This window comes from Noviherbaspirillum galbum (assembly GCF_010974945.1).
Classification (GTDB): Bacteria; Pseudomonadota; Gammaproteobacteria; order Burkholderiales; family Burkholderiaceae_D; genus Noviherbaspirillum; species Noviherbaspirillum galbum.
Genome location: NZ_JAAIVB010000062.1, coordinates 12,091 through 30,357, shown reverse-complemented (window position 1 = coordinate 30,357; position 18,267 = coordinate 12,091). Strand labels below are relative to the sequence as shown.

At 63.2% G+C, this 18,267-nt stretch carries 14 protein-coding genes; 4 read left to right on the top strand and 10 right to left on the bottom strand.

The window, feature by feature from the left end; all coding sequences use genetic code 11:
• Positions 1-206: 206 nt before the first annotated feature.
• The gene (locus tag G3574_RS28120; protein WP_205609837.1) at positions 207-1,385 is read left to right on the top strand and encodes a c-type cytochrome; all 1,179 of its coding nucleotides are present in this window, start codon (positions 207-209) and stop codon (positions 1,383-1,385) included.
• Positions 1,386-1,541: 156 nt separating this feature from the next.
• Here the strand turns inward: G3574_RS28120 and G3574_RS17670 are convergent, their stop codons facing one another.
• Positions 1,542-2,675, bottom strand: a complete 1,134-nt coding sequence (locus G3574_RS17670) for a hypothetical protein (RefSeq protein WP_163966038.1) — start codon at positions 2,673-2,675, stop codon at positions 1,542-1,544.
• Positions 2,676-2,741: 66 nt separating this feature from the next.
• Entirely contained in the window at positions 2,742-5,228 is a 2,487-nt protein-coding gene (locus G3574_RS17665) for a PAS domain-containing protein (protein WP_163966035.1), read from the bottom strand.
• A gap of 535 nt (positions 5,229-5,763) precedes the next feature.
• On the opposite strand from G3574_RS17665, the gene G3574_RS17660 reads away from it, so the two are divergent.
• Positions 5,764-7,239 carry an ATPase domain-containing protein gene (locus tag G3574_RS17660; protein ID WP_235953494.1) on the top strand — a complete coding sequence of 492 codons (1,476 nt, stop codon included), beginning with the start codon at positions 5,764-5,766 and terminating at the stop codon, positions 7,237-7,239.
• Positions 7,240-7,241: 2 nt separating this feature from the next.
• Positions 7,242-8,906: a response regulator gene (locus tag G3574_RS28830; protein ID WP_163966031.1), complete on the top strand. Its 1,665-nt coding sequence runs from the start codon at positions 7,242-7,244 to the stop codon at positions 8,904-8,906.
• A 32-nt stretch (positions 8,907-8,938) separates the two neighbouring features.
• Here the strand turns inward: G3574_RS28830 and G3574_RS17650 are convergent, their stop codons facing one another.
• Genes G3574_RS17650 through G3574_RS17625 form a run of 6 tightly spaced genes read right to left on the bottom strand, consistent with a single transcriptional unit; the run spans position 8,939 to position 15,031 of the window.
• Positions 8,939-9,394, bottom strand: coding sequence for a pyridoxamine 5'-phosphate oxidase family protein (locus G3574_RS17650; protein WP_163966029.1), 456 nt, complete (start codon positions 9,392-9,394; stop codon positions 8,939-8,941).
• Positions 9,395-9,406: 12 nt separating this feature from the next.
• Complete coding sequence (locus G3574_RS17645) at positions 9,407-10,381, bottom strand: 2-dehydro-3-deoxygalactonokinase (RefSeq protein WP_163966026.1); 975 nt, start codon at positions 10,379-10,381, stop codon at positions 9,407-9,409.
• Positions 10,382-10,416: 35 nt separating this feature from the next.
• On the bottom strand, positions 10,417-11,145 hold the full coding sequence (locus tag G3574_RS17640) for an FFLEELY motif protein (protein WP_163966024.1): 729 nt from the start codon (positions 11,143-11,145) through the stop codon (positions 10,417-10,419).
• Positions 11,142-11,666: a phasin family protein gene (locus G3574_RS17635; protein WP_163966021.1), complete on the bottom strand. Its 525-nt coding sequence runs from the start codon at positions 11,664-11,666 to the stop codon at positions 11,142-11,144. Before G3574_RS17635 ends, G3574_RS17640 begins: the two co-directional genes overlap by 4 nt.
• Positions 11,667-11,697: 31 nt before the next feature.
• Positions 11,698-13,425 carry an AMP-binding protein gene (locus tag G3574_RS17630; protein WP_163966019.1) on the bottom strand — a complete coding sequence of 576 codons (1,728 nt, stop codon included), beginning with the start codon at positions 13,423-13,425 and terminating at the stop codon, positions 11,698-11,700.
• Entirely contained in the window at positions 13,346-15,031 is a 1,686-nt protein-coding gene (locus G3574_RS17625) for a wax ester/triacylglycerol synthase family O-acyltransferase (RefSeq protein WP_163966016.1), read from the bottom strand. Before G3574_RS17625 ends, G3574_RS17630 begins: the two co-directional genes overlap by 80 nt.
• Positions 15,032-15,136: 105 nt before the next feature.
• On the opposite strand from G3574_RS17625, the gene G3574_RS17620 reads away from it, so the two are divergent.
• Positions 15,137-15,538, top strand: coding sequence for a CBS domain-containing protein (locus G3574_RS17620; protein ID WP_163966013.1), 402 nt, complete (start codon positions 15,137-15,139; stop codon positions 15,536-15,538).
• Positions 15,539-15,562: 24 nt separating this feature from the next.
• On the opposite strand, the gene ppsA is transcribed toward G3574_RS17620, so the two are convergent.
• Positions 15,563-17,998 (bottom strand): phosphoenolpyruvate synthase, encoded by a 2,436-nt coding sequence (gene ppsA / locus G3574_RS17615; protein ID WP_163966011.1) that lies wholly within the window; start codon positions 17,996-17,998, stop codon positions 15,563-15,565.
• A gap of 3 nt (positions 17,999-18,001) precedes the next feature.
• Positions 18,002-18,262 carry a hypothetical protein gene (locus G3574_RS17610; protein WP_163966009.1) on the bottom strand — a complete coding sequence of 87 codons (261 nt, stop codon included), beginning with the start codon at positions 18,260-18,262 and terminating at the stop codon, positions 18,002-18,004.
• Between the last annotated feature and the right edge of the window lie 5 nt (positions 18,263-18,267).

The window sequence follows — 18,267 nt, the reverse complement described above, 5'->3', positions numbered from 1 at the left end:
AAGCACGTACGCGTGAGGAGCTCGATGAGGCGATTAGAAAAGCCATCAATACCATCAGCAACCGAGACTCCCGGGGCTGGTTTGCTCATTGCGGTTATCCCCTAAACCAATAGGTAATCCGCTGTAGTGTCTTGTTCCGCGTATGGCCATACAGGGAGCATACCAGTTGGAATCAAGTCAATTCCTTGTAGATAGAGGAGAATGCCATGCGAATGAAATTCAGCCTTTCCTGCATTGCTGCACTGCTTGCAGGCTGCGGCGGGAGCTCTGATACTTCTACAGACCCGACCGCCAATACTGCGGCAGCCCCGCAAGTCCTGGCAGCGGGCGCCTCCTCTGCCGGCTCGGCAGGCGAAGCAGACAAGAAGGGCGGTCCGAGCAACAACGCGAACAATAACGCGAGTACGCTCATATCCATTACCGGCGTAACCCTGACGAAAGGTCCGGATTATTCAAGCAGCAGGGCAACTCAGGCTGGATGCACTCCGAGGCAGTTCGTTGCGGGCTTCAGCTCACAACTTCTCACAAGCGGCGGCACGGATGGTTTCGATTGTGGACTCAACCTGCCAACGGCGACCATCGATCCGGGCACCTTCAGGATCAATACCGGCCACCCGGTGGTACTCAAGCTCGGCGAGGCAGCACTCAATGAGCGTGCATTGATCGCATTGGGAACCTTCCCCGTGGGCGATGGCAGAAGTCTTGCCTACCTCGGCATGATGCTGACATTCGATCTTGGAGGCATGCCGGTCACATTCAATGGAATGGCAACCAATTTCGTGGGCGGTACGGCCGCGTCAGGCAACCCGACTCTCATCGCCATTTGCGACAACCCCGCGACTGCAGACCAGTTGCCGCAGTGCGTCGATGATGCGGCTGAAGATTTCCGAGTGGATTTCGGAAGTCCGCAGACGATTACAGTTGACGGTAATGCCTATACGATTTCCATTTCGCCACTTTCATTTACCAACCGACGTGCGCCAATTAACATTACCGCGCAGATAACCATGGAGAAGGCGGTTCGCCCGACTCCAACACCGACACCGACTCCAACACCGACACCAACACCAACACCGACACCAACACCAACACCAACACCAACACCAACACCAACACCAACACCAACACCAACACCAACACCAACACCAACACCAACACCAACACCAACACCAACACCAACACCAACACCAACACCAACACCGACGCCAACTGGCGCGCAACTCTACGCGGCCAACTGTGCAAGCTGCCATGGAGACCTGGCGAATTCAACGAAACGCGGGAGGACCGCCCTTCAAATATCGAATGCGATCGCAACCGTCCCCGCGATGCAAAGCATTTCGTTGACTGCCGCGGAGATACAGGCGATTGCAGATGCCTTGAAATAGTTCGAAGTTGCCAGGAGAGCAAACCCGATCTGGGTGATGCACCGTGCCCGCTGGTCAGGTAGCCGACCAGCTGCACATATCGGCAGCGCTGCGGAAATCGATCCTCCTCGACGGTTTCCGCAGCAATCCAGCATTTTTCAACAGCCGCGGAAGCGATCAGGGTGCAACCCGGAAGTCGATGGTCTGCTTGCCGATCCAGTGGCCTTCGAGCTTGTCGCCCTTGACCGCCACCCGGATCAATGGCTTGGGGGACTCTGTACTCTCGGACTCGGTGAGTTCGATTTCGTTGCCGTTCACCTTGCCGCTCAGCGGGATGGGCTTCCGGTATTTGTTGTAGAAGTAGATGCCGGACAAGGAACCGTCGCTGTAGCGCTCGGACAACAACAGCGTGATGGCCGCCTGCCCGACGCGGCCTTGCAGGACCTGGCGATAGGGCTCGGCGCGCGGCGCTGCCGGCGGGCCGCCCATCAGGAGATATTTGCCGTATGCGGAAAAATGCGGCGCGAGGTCCGCGATCTTGTATGCGTTTTTCTGGTCGCCCACCTCGTCCAGCGCACGCATGGCGTGGTTGCTGCAGCGGCCGTTCAAAAAGGTAATGGACTCGCCGTCGATTTGCAGGGATGCATTCGCCAGCGTGAAGTACTTGCCGTGATCGGGCGAACGCATCGACTCCATGCAACTCTCGTACATCTCGATAGCGGTCGCGATGCGATCTTCTTCCTCGTCCTGCTTGCTGTCGGGCCTTGGCTGCGGCCAGGGCGTGGCGATACGCTTCTTCCTTCGATTGGCCGCGGCATCCTTGTTCAGGGCGGCGATGGCTCTCTTGTACTCGGCGAGGCGTTTCGCGAGGTTCTGGTTCAAGAGCGTCCTGCCGCCTGCCGGCGTGAATATATCCGATGCAAAGATCATGCGCCCGGTAGCCGCGTCGAAGTTATATGTGGTCGAGTAATGCTCGCAGTAAGCGCCGCAGCCTTCCGCGTCGACGTCGAGCGCCAGCACGCGCCCGTCGTTGCGCAACACCAAGAAGCCGAAGTCCGAACTGCCCTGGAGCCCGTCCTGTTCCTTGGGTACCTTGATTCCGTCGGAGTACCTGGCCGGGGCCGGCTGCTCGGCCATGTCGAGGAAGATGCGATGGTTGATGCGTGCATCGCGCCTGGCATCGCCGGATTCGACGTAGGGAAGTTTCCCTTTGTAAGCGACGGTCTTGACTTCAAATGGCGCGGACTGGGCTGCGGCAAGGAGAGGCGCCAAGGTTGCGACGATACCGGCGAAAAGTACGCGAATGAGCATGGTGATTGTTTGAAGACGTGTTGCAGCAGAATCTTGCCGGAATGCGCAAATGCAATCCAATGCCGATCAATGCAGGCTTTTATCGGAGGTATCGAGTGCCTCCCTGATGTGCGACGCGAGATCCGCGATGACGAACGGCTTCATGAGCGTACGGATGTGCTGCTCGGTCATCTGGCTGGACAGGGCGACATTCCCTGCATAGCCGGTAGTGAACAGGATCTTGAGGCCGGGATATCGCTTCAACGCCTCATCGACCAGTTCCCGTCCGTTCATCTCCGGCATCAGGACATCGGTGACCAGAAGCTTGATTTCCGGATAATCTGCGAGAATCTGCAACGCGGCCGCGCCGCCCTCCGCGCAGAACACGCGATAGCCGAGGTAGGTCAGCATTTCGCCGAGTAGCATGCGCACGCTGTCTTCGTCATCGGTGACGAGAACCGCTTCCAGATTTCCGGGCACGATCTCGGCCGGCGCCTTTTCCACGACTTCGGCGCTCGCATTGCCGGTGTAGCGCGGCAAGTACATCTCGATGATCGTGCCCTTTCCTGAAATGGAGTCGAGGATGACCTGCCCGCCGGACTGGCGCACGAAGCCATATACCTGGCTCAGCCCAAGACCGGTGCCGCGCCCGACTTCCTTCGTCGTGAAGAAAGGATCGAAGGCTCGCGTCATCACGTCCGGCGACATGCCGGATCCGGTGTCGCTGACCACGATTGCGACATAGGGCCCGGGCGGCACGGCGGCCAGGCTGGGTCCGGAGTGTTCGTCCAGTACGCAGTTGCGGGTTTCTATCGTCAGCCGGCCGCCGAGCGCCATGGCGTCACGCGCGTTGACGGCGAGATTCAGGATCACGTTTTCAAGCTGGTTCGGGTCGACATACGTCAGCCATGCATCGGCCGCGAGCACCGTATCGACGATGATGGCGCCGCCCAGCGAATGCCGCAGCAGCAGCAGCAATCCGCTGATCAAGTCGTTCACCGGGACAGGCCTGGGATGCAAGGGCTGTTGCCGCGAGAAGGCGAGCAGGCGCCGCGTCAGATCCGAAGCGCGGGTGATGCCGCCTTCCGCGAGCCCGAAGTATTTGCTGGCAAGCTCGTCGCTGGTCTCGACGCGGTGGCGAACGAGCTCGAGTGCGTTCGAGACAACGGCGAGCATGTTGTTGAAGTCGTGCGCGATGCCGCCCGTCAGCTGTCCCACCGCTTCCATTTTCTGCGCCTGCCGCAAGGCGCCTTCGGTGTGGGTGCGCCGCTCGACCTCCTCCACCACGCGGCGCTCCAGCGTTTCGTTCAGGTCGCGCAAGGCGAGCTCGGTTTGATGACGCTGGGTCACGTCGCGGAACAGGACCGCTACCTGGCGGCGTTCCGCCGGTTCGATGCGCAGCGCGGCCAGTTCCAGATGGCGTCCGGTGTGCACGAGTTCGCGCTGGAAGCGGACGGGTTCCCCGGTGAGCAACACCCGCCTGTAGATTTCAACCCATCCCGCCGCTTCGAGCGGGAGCATTTCGCGCACGCGCTGGCCGACCACGTTCGCGATTCCCGCATTGATCGCATAGGCAGGATTGGCCATGACGTGCACGTAATCGCTCAGGTGACCATGCGGACCATCGATGAATTCGATGACGCAGAAGCCTTCGTCGATCGACTCGAACAGCGTGCGGAACAATTGCTCGCTCTCCCGCAGCGCGTGTTCCGCCTGCTTGCGCTTGCTGATGTCACTGGCCGCGCCGATCCATTCTTCAATATCGCCATGCTGGTTCAGCATCGGGATGGCACGGGACAAGGTCCATCCTATGCTGCCATCAATTCGCCTCACACGATGCTCGAGCTCGAACATCGCCTTGTTTCGGATTGCGTCGGCAATCGCGGTATTTACGCGGTCCTGCTCGTCTGCCGGAATGTAGTCCGTGATCCACGAGCGATACGGCACCTGGGTATCCTTGATGAAGCCGCGGCCATCAAGCTCGCACATGACGTCCCAATCCGGGCTCATGCGATAGATCACATCGGAGGTGGCAGCCGCCAACCCTTGCAGCCGGGCCGCCACTTGCGTCAACTCGCGCTGCTGCGCGGTAAGCCGTTGCTCGACCATGACCTTCTCGGTGGTTTCGACGACCGTCGCCTTCACCGCCACGACCTTGCCTTCGGCGTCGGCCAGGGGCCCGTAATACAAATCGAACCAGGAATCGCGCATGACGCCGTCACGGTCAAGCTTGAAACAGGCGTCACGGAAAACGAGGCTCTGGCCTGCCATGACATCGTCCAGCATCTTGCCATTGAAATCCGCGGCTTCCGGCCAAGCCTCGCGCAAAGGGGTTCCCAAGACGCGGGGATGCCGGTGTCCGCAGATGTCGGCGTATCCGGCGTTGTAGAGAAGTATCCCTTCCCTGCCCCAAAGAATCGCGGTTGGAACCGGATCGAGCAGCATCGCGTCCATGACGCCGCGCAGGCGCTCCGGCCAGCCGGCGATCGGCCCGAGCGGTGTACGCTCCCAGGGGTAATGCCGGATTAAATCCGCGACCGCGTCCTGCCGGGCGGGCGAAGTGTTGTTATTCATTTGATCGCCTTTCACCCATGGTAATTAGCTCCCCCGCTAATGCCATAGACACGGTTTGTTATAGGTTTAGTTATTGTCGCACAAATCAATAAGTCCCTTGAGGCAACTGGAGTCGAATTTGTCAATAATCAGCCAATGACGAGATTTCTCATGGTGACCCGGCAAACCGTCTGCTGCAGTGTTGCGACGTCATGCCTTCAACGGACTACGCCGCAATCCGTCTTGAGAAAAAGTCACCGGATTAAGCCTGATTTGTTAGTTATTGCGGACGGTCCGTTAGTCTCACTAAACCCGCAAGCGCGGCCTGGTTTGTGCCAGAACAATGGCGTGACAAGCCCAACATGCGTGTATCTTTTATTTGCCGGTTTTTTGATCTCAACCCAGCTTCGCCGGGTCCAAGGAGCGAGCGTAGGTTGGGTTTCACCCTATACTGCGTGCTCAACATTGCATAAGTTTCATCATCGCATGCTGGTCATCTGCTGTGATATGGCTTTTTGCTTTCCGATCATCAGGCAAAAATCATAAAGGACATGAGTTGACCGCTTTCCACAAGTTGCAGACCGGCATGCCGGAGCTGGACGTCATCTTGCGTGGCGGCCTCCTGAAGGGCCGCATTCATTTACTCGAAGGAAAACCTGGCACCGGCAAGACCAGTATCGGCATGCAGTTCCTGGTTAAGGGTGCCGAGCAGCGGGAACGGTGTCTTTACATCGCCCTCTCCGAGACCGAGCAGGAGCTGCGCGGCACTGCAGAGAGCCACGACTGGTCCCTGGACGGCATCGACATTTGTGAAATCGTGCCCGTCGAAGCGAACCTCGCCGACCAGCAGAGCGTCCTGTTCCCGGCCGAAGTGGAATTGAGCAAGACGATCAAGCTCATCACCGACTGCATCGAAAAGTACAACCCGACCCGCGTGGTCATCGATTCGGTGTCCGAGATCCGCTTGCTGGCGGAAGATGCCATGCGTTATCGGCGGCAGATCATCGCATTGAAGCAATTCCTTTTGAAACGCGACTCCACCGTGCTGTTGCTGGATGACCTGACCGCCGAGCCGCGCGGCTACGAGCTGGAAAGCACCGTCCACGGCGTAATCTTGCTTGAGCAGCGCGAGCGGTCGTTCGGCTCCGTGCGCCGAAGCATGCGCATCATCAAGATGCGCGGGGCGGATTACCAGAGCGGCTGGCATGATTTCGCGATCACCAAGAACGAAGTGTTAATGTTTCCGAGCCTGATCGCCGACGAGCATCACAAGGAATTCGCGCACGAGCCGATATCCAGCGACATACCAGAGATGGACGACCTTCTCGGCGGCGGAATGGTGCGAGGCAATTCCGCCCTCATCCTCGGTCCGTCCGGTGCCGGAAAATCATCGCTGGCTCTTCAATATGCCAACGCCGCCGCCAAACGCGGCGAACGCGCCGCCTACTTTTCATTCGATGAGTCGTCGGAAACGCTGCTGGAACGCGCCACCGGTCTTTCCATGTCCATTTCCGATGCCATCAAGCGTGACTCCGTGCATTGGGAGCGGATCAATCCCACCCGCATTTCTCCCGGCGAATTCATCTGGAAAGTGCGCCGGCAGGTGGAAGACAGGGACGTGAGTATCGTCGTCATCGACAGCCTGAATTCATACATGGAAACCATGCACGAGGAGCAGGCCCTGATGCTGCAGATGCATGAATTGCTCTCGTACCTCAGCAACATGGGCGTGTTGTGCCTGATCATCGTCGGGCAGACCGGGCTGCTCGAAAACGTGCATGACCCGCTGGATGTCACCTACATCACCGATACCGTGATCCTCCTTCGCTTTTACGAAGCCGATGGCGCGGTTCACAAGGCCATCTCGGTCGTGAAGAAGCGTCCGGGCCGGCACGAGTCGACGATCCGCGAATTCACGCTGACAGACTCCGGCGTGCAGGTCGGACCGCAACTCCATGAATTCGAAGGCGTGCTGACCGGCGTTCCGCGCTTCATTGGAAAAGGGGGACATGAGGGTAACGTACCGAAATGAGTGTGCCATTCATTTCACTGGAACATGCCGTCGTCCTGGTTCTCGCATCGTTCGGCCGCGATGCGCAGACGCTGACCCAAACCATCGAGCGAACCGGCGTTGCCGCCCAAATCTGCGAATCCGGCGCGGCACTATGCGCGGCATTCAACGATTCCACGGCGGCGGTGCTATTGACGGAAGAAGCGTTGATCGATTCCGGCGACGCGCTGCAGGGTTGCCTCCAGGCGCAGCCGGTCTGGTCGGACGTGCCGGTCATCATCCTGGGCGGCGGCCGCGGCAGGGCGGGCACGCCGGAACGCTGGCAGTTTCTCCGGCAGTTCGGCAATGTCACCGTACTCGGCCGTCCCATGTCCAGCGAGGCGCTGATGATCGCGTTGGAAGCGGCTTGCCGGGCTCGGGCCTGGCAATATGTTGTGCGGGACCAGATGCAGAAACTCGAAGCGTATAACGTCGACCTGGAGCATCAGGTCCGGGAGCGCACCCAGGCATTGCAGGACGAGAGCAACGAGCGCAAGCGCATCGAGAGTGCATTGAATGAAGCCCGCCGCCTCGAAGCCATTGGACGGCTGGCCGGCGGCGTGGCGCACGACTTCAATAACCTGCTCCAGGTCATTTCCAGCGCATGCAACATCCTGCAGTACGTGAATGCCGATCCGGCGCGCACCGAAAGCCTCACCAATACCATCCTGCACGCCACGGAACGCGGCAGCAAGCTGACGCAGCAAATGCTGGCGTTCGGACGCCGGCAGATACTTTCCACCGATGCGCTGGACATCGCGCGGCATGTCATGGACATGCAGGAACTGCTGCAGCAGGCCCTGCGGGAAAAGATCACCCTGGAACTGCGGTTGCAGGCGGGCTTGTGGCATGCGAACGCGGACGTCACGCAACTCGAGGTTGCGTTGCTGAACCTCGCAATCAACGCCAAGGATGTGCTCCCCGCCGGCGGAATCGTAACGCTGACCGCGCGCAACGTCCATCTTCCGACAGCGCAGATTTCCGAAGTGGACGATCTGGCCGGTGACTTCATCTGGCTCAGCGTCACGGATAACGGGCCGGGCATGCCTCCCGAAATCGCCGCCCAGGCGTTTGAACCGTTCTTCACCACCAAGCATACCGGCGAAGGCAGCGGCCTGGGACTCAGCCAGGTCTATGGCTTTGCCAAGCAATCCGGCGGAACGGCCTGGATCAGGACCGGAAGCTACGGCACCTCGGTTTCGCTGCTGCTGCCGCGCGGGAGCAGCAGTGCCGTTGTCATCGACGACCAGAAGAGCGGCACGGATGAACGCGCGAGCTCGCTGCATGGTCTTCGGGTGCTATGCGTGGAAGATGACGATGCGGTCAGGGAGTTGACCGTATCCCAGCTGGAAACGATGGGCTGCAAGGCAGTGCCGGTCCGAAGCGCGGATGAAGCACTGAAGGCTGACCTGGATTCGCATGACGTGGTGTTCTCCGACGTGCAAATGCCGGGCAGGATGGACGGCATCGCGCTGGCGAGTGAAATTGCGACGCGACGACCCCGCATGCCGGTCATCCTGGCAAGCGGATATGTCGTCGCTCCCCACCGCCTAAACGCACTGCGCGTGAAATTCCTCGTCAAGCCGTACACGATGCATGCCCTGCGCACGGCCCTCCTGGAGTGCATGGGCGACGGCATATCCGGGTAGCGCAATGGCAAGGCTCATCCGCGCGCCGGCATTCAGGATTCGATACTGGCAAGCTCGGTATGCCCGAAACCCTTCTGGTAGTCCAGGACCGAAACGACCTTCGGATGGATGCGCACCAGAAGGATGTCGTCCGACTGGTTCGATCCCGTCCAATCCTTGAGCTGCGGGAAGCGGCGGATGAGGCAGTCGGCGGCGTGGCGCAGCTGCTCCGGGTCGGCCAGGATCTCGGCGGTGCCGCCGATGGACAAGCCCTGGATGTCGTTCCAGCTCTGGTAGTCCTTGTTGATGGTCAGCGACACCTTGTTGTTGCGGCTGATGTTCTTCGCCTTCTGGCTGTTCCTGCCGATGCCGACGTAGATCGTCATGCCGTCATTGGCGTAGCTGACCGTCGTGGCTTGCGGATAGCCGTCGGGCCTGACCGTCGCCAGCGTCAGGTCCTTTCCGTGGTCGAGAATGTCGAGGATGAATTGGCGGGTGGCGTTTTCCATGATGATGTCCTTTCACGGCGCGGTCAGCTCCAGGCGGGCCCGCAGCAGCGCGGCCGCGCCGGCGGTGGCGGCCGGCGCGATGCGTTCCGGCGGAACGAGATCCACCATCCGGCGTTCCGACCGCAGGTAGCGGCACAGGGGGCCGGTGATGGTCCGGTGTCCGTAGAGGTAAAGTTTGGTGCTCGACAGCAGCAGCGGCAGGTCCAGGCTGGCGGCCGCGCCGAGCAGGAAGGCGCTGGCATAGGCGGGCGGCTTGGCCAGAAGCTGGTCGAGCAGGCGTACGCAAAACGCGGCGCGGGAAAAGCCTTGCCGCTGCGCCACGATGCGACCGGCGTTCCAGGCGTCACCGTCCGGTTCCCCGGACGGGTCCAGCTGATCCAGTTGCTCCAGCGGCGCCATGCTCGCGGCGAGGATGGTATCGCGCTGCAGGGCCGCCAGCAGTTCGCCGGTGAGCGCGGTGCATGACCCGATGATGCCGCGCTCGTCGGTGCGGATCAGCTTGTGGTGCGAGCCGACATGGAAGAAGTCCGCGCGTCCGGTCAGGCCCAGCGCCGCCCGCAAGCCGAAAACCTCCGTTTCCTCGCCGCGCATGACGTCCAGCGAGCCGATGTCTTCCACCTGCGGCTCGCTGACCGTGGTCTTGACGCCCGGGATGAAATGCACCGGCCCCAGCCCCGGGATGTCGTCCGCCACGATTGCCCCGGCCAGCCGTTCGAAGCTGGCCGGGGCGGCAAGATGGGGCACTTCCCGCAGCCCATTGTCGCTGGTGATCATGCCGTAGGCGACGACGTCGCGGCAATCATGCGCTCGCCGCGCGTCGTCCAGCATGCCGGCGAGAGGCTGGCGCACCGCATCCTTCCCGCGCAGCGCGACGTCGCGTGCGCCGGCGATTCTGCTGGCTTCCCAGACGATGGCGCGGCCGTCCCAGACGCGCACGCGGGTGCGGGTGGTGCCGCCGTCGATGACCGCAATGCAGGATGCCTTCATGCCGCGCTCCCGGTTCCTGTCCGCCCTGTCATGATTCAGCCGGTTTCCAGCGGATCGGGCGCGCCCTCGTACAAGGCGAGCATGATGCGCTTTTCCCTGGTCTCGATCTTGCGCATGAATCCGCCCGGATCGTCGAGCGTGCGGAACGCCCGGAAACCCGCTTCAAGGAAGCGCTGGATCGGCGAGAACCCTGCCAGGAGCGCCGGCTTGCGCATCGCCGTCAATGCCGTACCCACGGCCGGGTATGTCACCAGCCGGCACAAGGCCTCGCCGAGCTTGAGTATGCGCGCCAGCTGCTCTTCCCGGTCTTCCCGCCTGCCGGTCAGGCGGTAGGCCTCGGCATAGTCCTTCGGGGTGAATGCCGTTCCCAGGCGGCGCGCCATGCCCGCGTCGAGCTCTTCGGACAAGGCGTCGAGCGCGATCGCACTTCCTGCCGCCGCCAGGGCTTCCACCGGCAGCAGGGCTTCCATGACGGGCAGGAGCTTTTCCAGACGGGCATCGCGTTCCGTCAGGTCTTCGGAACTGTAGAGGTCGGACAGGAAGAACCGCGCGGCGTCCTGGGTACCCGGCCCCGCCAGCAGGTCGGCATGAGTATGGCGCAGCCGCGCCGCCTGGAAGCGCCGCAGCGCGAGGCGTGCCGCGTGGACCTGCGGGCTAGCCGACGCGGCGCGCCGCTCCGCGCTCACGGTCGCAAGGTCGCGCCGCAGCGTGGCGGCGATTTCCTTGCGGTCCAGCGGACGCGGCGCGGTCGGCACGGTCTTCACGCACGCGGGACGCTGCGCTCGCTCGCCTTGCGCTTCGCTTGCACCGCCGTGCCTTCGATTCGCTTGACGCGGCTTTGCGCCGGGGCTGCGGCGGACTTGCGCGTGCTGCCGGACGCGGGCGTCAGCTTGCCGACATCGCGGCGCAATTCCTCGATGCGCTCGATGAGCCTGTCGATGTCGCGCTGCGTCGGCACGCCGATGGTTTGCAGGGCCTGCGATACGCGTTCCTCGAACACTGCCTCGAGCTTCTCGCGCTGCCCGGCGGTGCGCTTCGCCGCGCCCTCGGCCATCTTGGTCAAGGCGTCGGCCATGCCGGACCAGCGCTCGGCCGCGGTCTGGCGCATGCGCTCCTGCAGCTGCTCGCCTTCCTTCACCAGGTCGCGGTAGATCGCGTTGCCTTCGTGCCGCGCCTTGATGTAGGCGCCGAGGCCGGCCTTCCAGATTTCATGCATCGATGCGCTGACCTCTTCCATCAGCTTGTCGTCATCGTCGGTGCCGGGAGCGGTATGCTTGCTGTTCATGGTGAAATTCCTTTCAGCGTGTGGGTGAAGTTCATGAGGCTGCCGCCGCGTCCGGCGCGGCGGCAGTGTGCTGGCCGGCGGCGGGCGAGGCCGTGTTTTCCTGGTCGCGCACGACGCGGCGCAGGATCTTGCCGATGTTCGATTTCGGCAGCGGTTCGTCGCGGAACACGATGTATCGCGGCACCTTGTAGGAAGTCAGGTTGGCGCGGCAATGCGCCATCAGCACGTCTTCCGTCAGCGACGCGTCGCGCCGCACGACCACGATCTTGACCACTTCCCCGGCGCGTTCGTCCGGCGCGGGTATGGCCGCAACCTCCAGCACGCCGGGGTGCATGGCGACGACGTTTTCCACCTCGTTCGGGAACACCTTGAAGCCGGAGACGTTGATGAGTTCCTTCTTGCGGTCGAGGATCTTCAGGTAACCCTCCTCGGTAAAGGTGCCGATGTCGCCGGTGCGCAGCCATCCGTCCTGCGTGAACACGCCCGCGGTCTCCGCCGGCAGGTTCCAGTAGCCGCGCATCACCTGCGGCCCGCGCACCGCGATTTCACCCGTCTCGTGCGGCGGCACTTCAGCGCCCTCCTCGTCCAGGAGGCAGACTTCGGTAGAAGGCACGGGCAGGCCGACCGAACCGGTGTGGAAATGGCCATCCAGCGGATTGGCGCACACGATGGGCGAGGTCTCGGTCAGGCCGTAGCCTTCGATGATGGGCATGCCGAAGCGTTCCTGCCAGCGGCGCGCGACGCTGGTCTGCACCGCCATGCCGCCGGCGACGATCACCTTGACGGCGGAGCAGTCGATCTCGTCGCTGCCCTCCGCTTCGAGCAGGGCATGGAACAGGGTGTTCACCCCGATCATCGCGGAGAACCGCAGGTTCCGGATTTCCTTGACGAAGCCGTGCAGGTCGCGCGGATTGGTGATCAGCACGTTGCGCGCGCCAAGCGCGAAGAAGCAGAGCGTGGTGGTGAGCGCGAAGATGTGGTACATCGGCAAGGGAATGACCGCGACTTCCTCGCCTTCCTTCAGGACGTGGCTGACCCATGCCAGCGTCTGCTCGACGTTGGCGGCGACGCTGGCATGGGTAAGCACCGCGCCCTTGGGCACGCCGGTCGTGCCGCCGGTGTATTGCAGGAAGGCGGCATCCTCCGGCCGCACGGTGATGTACTTCGGCGCGCGGCCGCGCCCTCTCGACAGGGCTTCGTTGAAAGGACGGGCAAGGTCGATGTGCCATTCGGGCACCAGGTGCTTGATGTGAGCAACGGTGAAGTCGGCCAGCTGCGCGCGCGGAAAATGCAGCAGGTCGCCGATCCGGGTGACGATGACGTGCCGCAGGCTCGTTCCCGCCATGGCTTCCTGCACCACGTGCGCGAACTGGTCGAGCACGACGATGACGCTGGCGCCGGAATCCGCCAGCTGGTGATGCAATTCGCGCGGCGTGTACAGGGGATTGACGTTGACGACCACGCCGCCCGCGCGCAGCACGCCGAACAAGGCCACCGGATATTGAAGCAGGTTCGGCATCATCAGGGCCACCCGCTCCCCACGGACCAAGGCCAGGTCGTTGATCAGGTAGGCCGCGAACGCCGCGCTCTGCTCGGCCAGCTCCGCGAAACTGATGGTGCCGCCGAGGCTGCTGAACGCGGGTTTTCCGGCAAAGCGCGCGCAGATGCCCGCCTGCAGTTCATTGAGCGTGGGCAGATGTTCCGTGTCGATCTGCGCCGGCACGCCTTGCGGATAACTTTTCAGCCAGATGTTGTTCATGATCATGCTCCGTCGATGCTGTTTCACCGGACGCCTGGCGCAGGCGGTCCGCCTTCATGCGTGATGCGCTCGGTCGATGCTCGCTGCCTGCAGGACGCCCTGACCGCTTCCCGTTGCGCGCCGGCCAGGCGGCGAGCAGCAGGCCGGTCAGCATGCGGTCGAACTCGGCCTGGAAACCGTCGATGATCGTCTCGGGATCCGGTACGCGCAGGACGTCGCTCATCACGCCGATGTCGATCTGCCCGGCGTAACTGAGCAGGCTGACGCCCAGCCCTATGCCGCCGGACTGGGGCACCCAGAACACCTGGCGCCGTATTTCCTTGCCGGCGAAGAAACGCCGCTTTTCCATGCCGTGCACGTTGCTGATGACCGCGCTCGCGTTCGCCGCCAAGGTCTCGAGCACCCGCTCCTTCATGGTTTCCGGCAACACTCCCATCGCCGCCAGGATGCCCATCGCGACCTGCGGCTGACGGGATTGCTTCAGCCTTTCCATGCGCTGGTGCACCTCCTGCAGCCGCGCGTATGGATCGGCCAGGTGCACGGGAAGGGCCAGGAATACCAGCCCGAAATGATTCCCGAGGCTGGCCGCGTCTCCGACATCCCGCAGGTCGACCGGCACCAGCGCCCTGATCTCGGCCGGTCCGGCCGCCCCGCCCCGTGCGCCTCCGAGCGCGTCGCCGCGGTCCAGCAGGTAAGTCCGCAGGGCGCCGGCCATGCAGCTGAGCAGCAGATCGTTGACGGAGCATGCCAGGCACCTGGCGACCGCCTTTGCCTCGTCGACGCTGAAGGGCGTGGACCACGTCACCCGCTTTTCCGCGCCGAGCCTGCCCTTGAGCAGGGTCGGCGTGTCCGGCGCCATGGCGGCGATCGTGGCCGCCTCGGCCACGAAGCTGGCATAGGCGCGTCCCATGTCCAACGCCGTGCGCGGTTCGACGGCGAGCGCGATGCCGCCGGCCAGCGCCCGGTCGGCGGCGCGCAACGCGTCGCCGAGCGCTTCGGACGCAGGACCGAAGATGCGTTCCCAGGCGCCGCGCTGCAAGGAGGGGAGCGCCTCTTCCGGATAGGCGCCGGCGGCCGCGGCCGTCGTCATGCCATGCACGACATGCATCAGCGCGAAACCGTCGCCGTAGCAATGATGGATCCTCAATACCAGCGCCGATCCCGCTCCCGGCATGTCGATCACGTGGAACTGCCACATCGGGCGGTCCGGATCGAGCGGCATGCCGGCCAGCTCGCTGACCTTGTCCTGCAGCCGCATGCCGCGAGGCAATAGCACATGGCGCAGGTGCCAGTCGAAATCGAAGCCGGCGTCGTCTTCCCAGGCCGGCGCGCCATCCTGTGCCACCCGCTGCAGGAAGCGCGGAAAGCGCAGCAGGCGGGCATGCAGGACCTGCGACACCTTCGCCATCGCCAGCCGCTCGCGGAATTCCATCATGCCGACGATCATCATGCGATTCGACGGACGATCCATCCTCAGCCACGCGGCGTCGATAAGGGAAAGCGGTTCGCGCGTCACCATGTCCTCGCGGGAAAAACACATCGGAAAAAGCAAGCCGGAAAAAGCGCGTCGGGAAATGCGGCCGGCATCCGGGCCCTTCTCTTGCATGAGGCCATTATCCGGCTCCCATCCGGCCGCGCTTGAACCAGATCAAAAAAAACGGGACGGCGCGGAGTAAGGTAGGCAGCTCCAGCCGCTGATGCAGGAGCCGCCATGAACCTTGCCACAGATGCCTGCCTTGCGCCGATCGCCTCCCTGATGCAACCGCTCGCCAGCAGCGTGACGCTCGACCAGACCATACAGGAGGTCGAGGCGCTGCTCGCGCAACGCCATGTCTCTGCCGCGCCGGTCCGGAGCACCGGCGGCAGCCTGCTGGGAATCATCACATCCGGCGACCTGCTGCGCTTCCATGCCAGCGGCAAGGACGCCGCGCAGGTGAAGGTCTGGGAAATCTGCCACTACCGGCCGCTCGAAGTCGCGCCCGACGTCAGCATCAAGGAAGTCGCCGCATTGATGGCCGACCGCGGCATCCACCATGCGGTGGTCGCGCAAGATGGGAAGGTGGAAGGAATCGTGTCCTCCCTCGATTTCGTCCGCCTGGTGGCGAAGGCTTGACGTCGGCCGGGCCGCGCGCCTCCGTCATTGATCGTTCCGCCCGCGCCCCGGCCGGCCCAGGCGGCGCTCGCATTCCAGGACGCGTTCCATGGTGGCGAGCAGGGAATCGGGATTGAGGCTGATCGACTCGATGCCGAGCCCGACCAGATACTCCGCGATGTCCGGGTAGTCCGATGGAGCCTGTCCGCAAATGCCGACGTGGCGACCATTGCGCTTCGCTCCCTCGATCGCCATGCGCAGCATCGCGAGCAGGCCCGGATCATGCTCGTCGAAGTCGGCGGCTACGAGTTCCGAGTCGCGGTCCACGCCGAGCACGAGCTGGGTCAGGTCGTTCGATCCGATGGAGAATCCGTCGAACAGCTCGGCAAAGGCATCGATCTGCAGGACGTTGTTCGGTATCTCGCACATCACGTAGATTTCCAGCCCCTGCTCGCCGCGCCGCAGCCCATGTCCGGCCATCTCCTGCAGCACCGCCCTCGCCTCGCCGGTCGTGCGGCAGAATGGAATCATGAGCTTGACGTTGTCCAGGCCCATGTCTTCGCGCACCCGCTTCATCGCAGCGCATTCCATCGCAAAGCCCTCGCGGTAGCGCGGATGGACATAGCGCGACGCACCGCGGAACCCGATCATGGGATTGTCTTCCACCGGCTCGAACCAGCGTCCCCCGAGGAGGTTCGCATATTCGTTGCTCTTGAAGTCGGACATCCGGACGATCACGGGCCGTGGATGGAAGGCGGCGGCGATCGTCGCCACGCCCTCCGAAAGCAGGCGGATGAAGTAGGCGGCCGGGCTGTCATGTCCCTGCGTCAAGCGCATGATTTCATGGCGCACCCGGTCGTCGTCGACCTGGTCCGGATGGAGCAGCGCCATTGGGTGCGCCAGGATCTGTTCGGCGACGATGAACTCGATGCGGACCAGTCCGGCCCCGTCGCTTGGCAGCATGCCGGCCTGGAAGGCGGCGTCCGGATTGCCGACGTTGAGCATGAGCGCTGTGCGCGGGCGCGGCAGCGACGACAGGTCGTGGCGTTCGACATGGAAAGGCAGCTTGCCCGCGTAGACCGTACCGATGTCCCCTTCGGCGCAGGACACCGTCGCTTCGTTCCCGGTGCGCAGCACGGACGTGGCGTCGCCGCAGCCGACCACCGCGGGGATGCCCATTTCGCGCGCCACGATCGCGGCGTGGCAGGTCCGTCCGCCGCGGTTGGTGATGATCGCCGCGGCGCTTTTCATGACCGTGCCCCAATCGGGCGTCGTCGTGTCCGCCACCAGGATGTCTCCCGGCGTGAAGGACGCAAGTTCTTCGGGATGGCGAATGACCCTCAGTTTCCCCTGCGCCACCTTGGTACCGACGGCCCTGCCCCTGGCCAGCACGGCAGCGCCGGCGCCTTTCTCCAGCTTCCACCTTTCCAGCAGCGCATCGTTCCTGCGGGCGGTGACCGTTTCCGGCCTGGCCTGGACCACGTACAGCTTGCCGTCGATGCCGTCCTTGGCCCACTCCACGTCCATCGGAACGGGATGGCCCGCGGCCTCCGAGTAGTGGCTTTCGATGCGCATGACGGCGTCCGCGATGCCGGCAACTTCGTCGTCCGTGATGCAGAACCGCTGGCGGTCTTCCTGCGCCGTCGGAATGTTGCGGGTCGTGCTGCCGCTCCTGCCCGCCGCGTAGACCATGCGGACTTCCTTGGCGCCGAGGGTACGCCGCAGCACGGTGCGGCATCCCTTGCGCATGGAGGGCTTGAACACGTAGAACTCGTCCGGATCCACCGTGCCCTGCACGACGTTCTCCCCGAGGCCGTAGGCGCCGGTGATGAACACCACGTTCCTGAATCCGGATTCGGTATCGAGCGAGAAGGCGACGCCGCTGGCGGCGAGGTCGGAACGCACCATCTTCATCACGCCGACCGAGAGCAGGACCCGGGAATGATCGAAGCCATGGTCGATGCGGTAGCGGATGGCCCGCTCGCGATACAGGCTGGCGAAGCATCGCCGCACCGCGTCGAGCAGGGCCGCCTCTCCATCGACGTTCAAGAAGCTTTCATGCTGGCCGGCGAAGCTGGCCTCGGGCAGGTCTTCCGCCGTCGCCGAACTCCGCACCGCGACGGTCATCGCGTCGCCGTACTGCATCTTCAGGCGGGCATACGCCTCGCGTATCTCGCCGGACAGGTCATCGGGAAGCGGCGAGCCGTAGATGAGCTCGCGCGCTGACTGCGCGCGGCGCGCCAGATCGTCGAGCCTGTCCGGATCCAGTCCCGTCATCAGCTGCCGGACCTGTTCCCATGCGCCGGACCGTTCAAGAACGTAACGGTATGCCGGCGCCGTGATGGCGAAACCGTTCGGGACGAGGATGCCGCTGTCCGACAGCTGGCGGTACATCTCGCCGAGCGAAGCATTCTTCCCGCCGGCCAGTGCGACGTCGCCGCGGCCAAGGTCGGAAAACCAGCGAATGTATTGCGCGGTCATCGTTCAGTCATCCTCGCCGCAAGGGCCGTCGTGATCCATCATTGCCTGTCCGTGCCTTTCCTGCATGCCATGCATGTGCGGATGATCCTGCATGCCGGCGGCGCGGGCCGAATGCCAGCCTTGCTGCTGGTCGACATGCCTTGCCATGCCGGGACCGGCGTCTTGTTGCGAGATCTTGTAGGGATAGCCGGGGGAACATCCCTGCAGCGATCCCGCGGCAAGCCCGATGGCAAGCACCGAGGCGGCGATGTAGACGACTTTCATGGCGG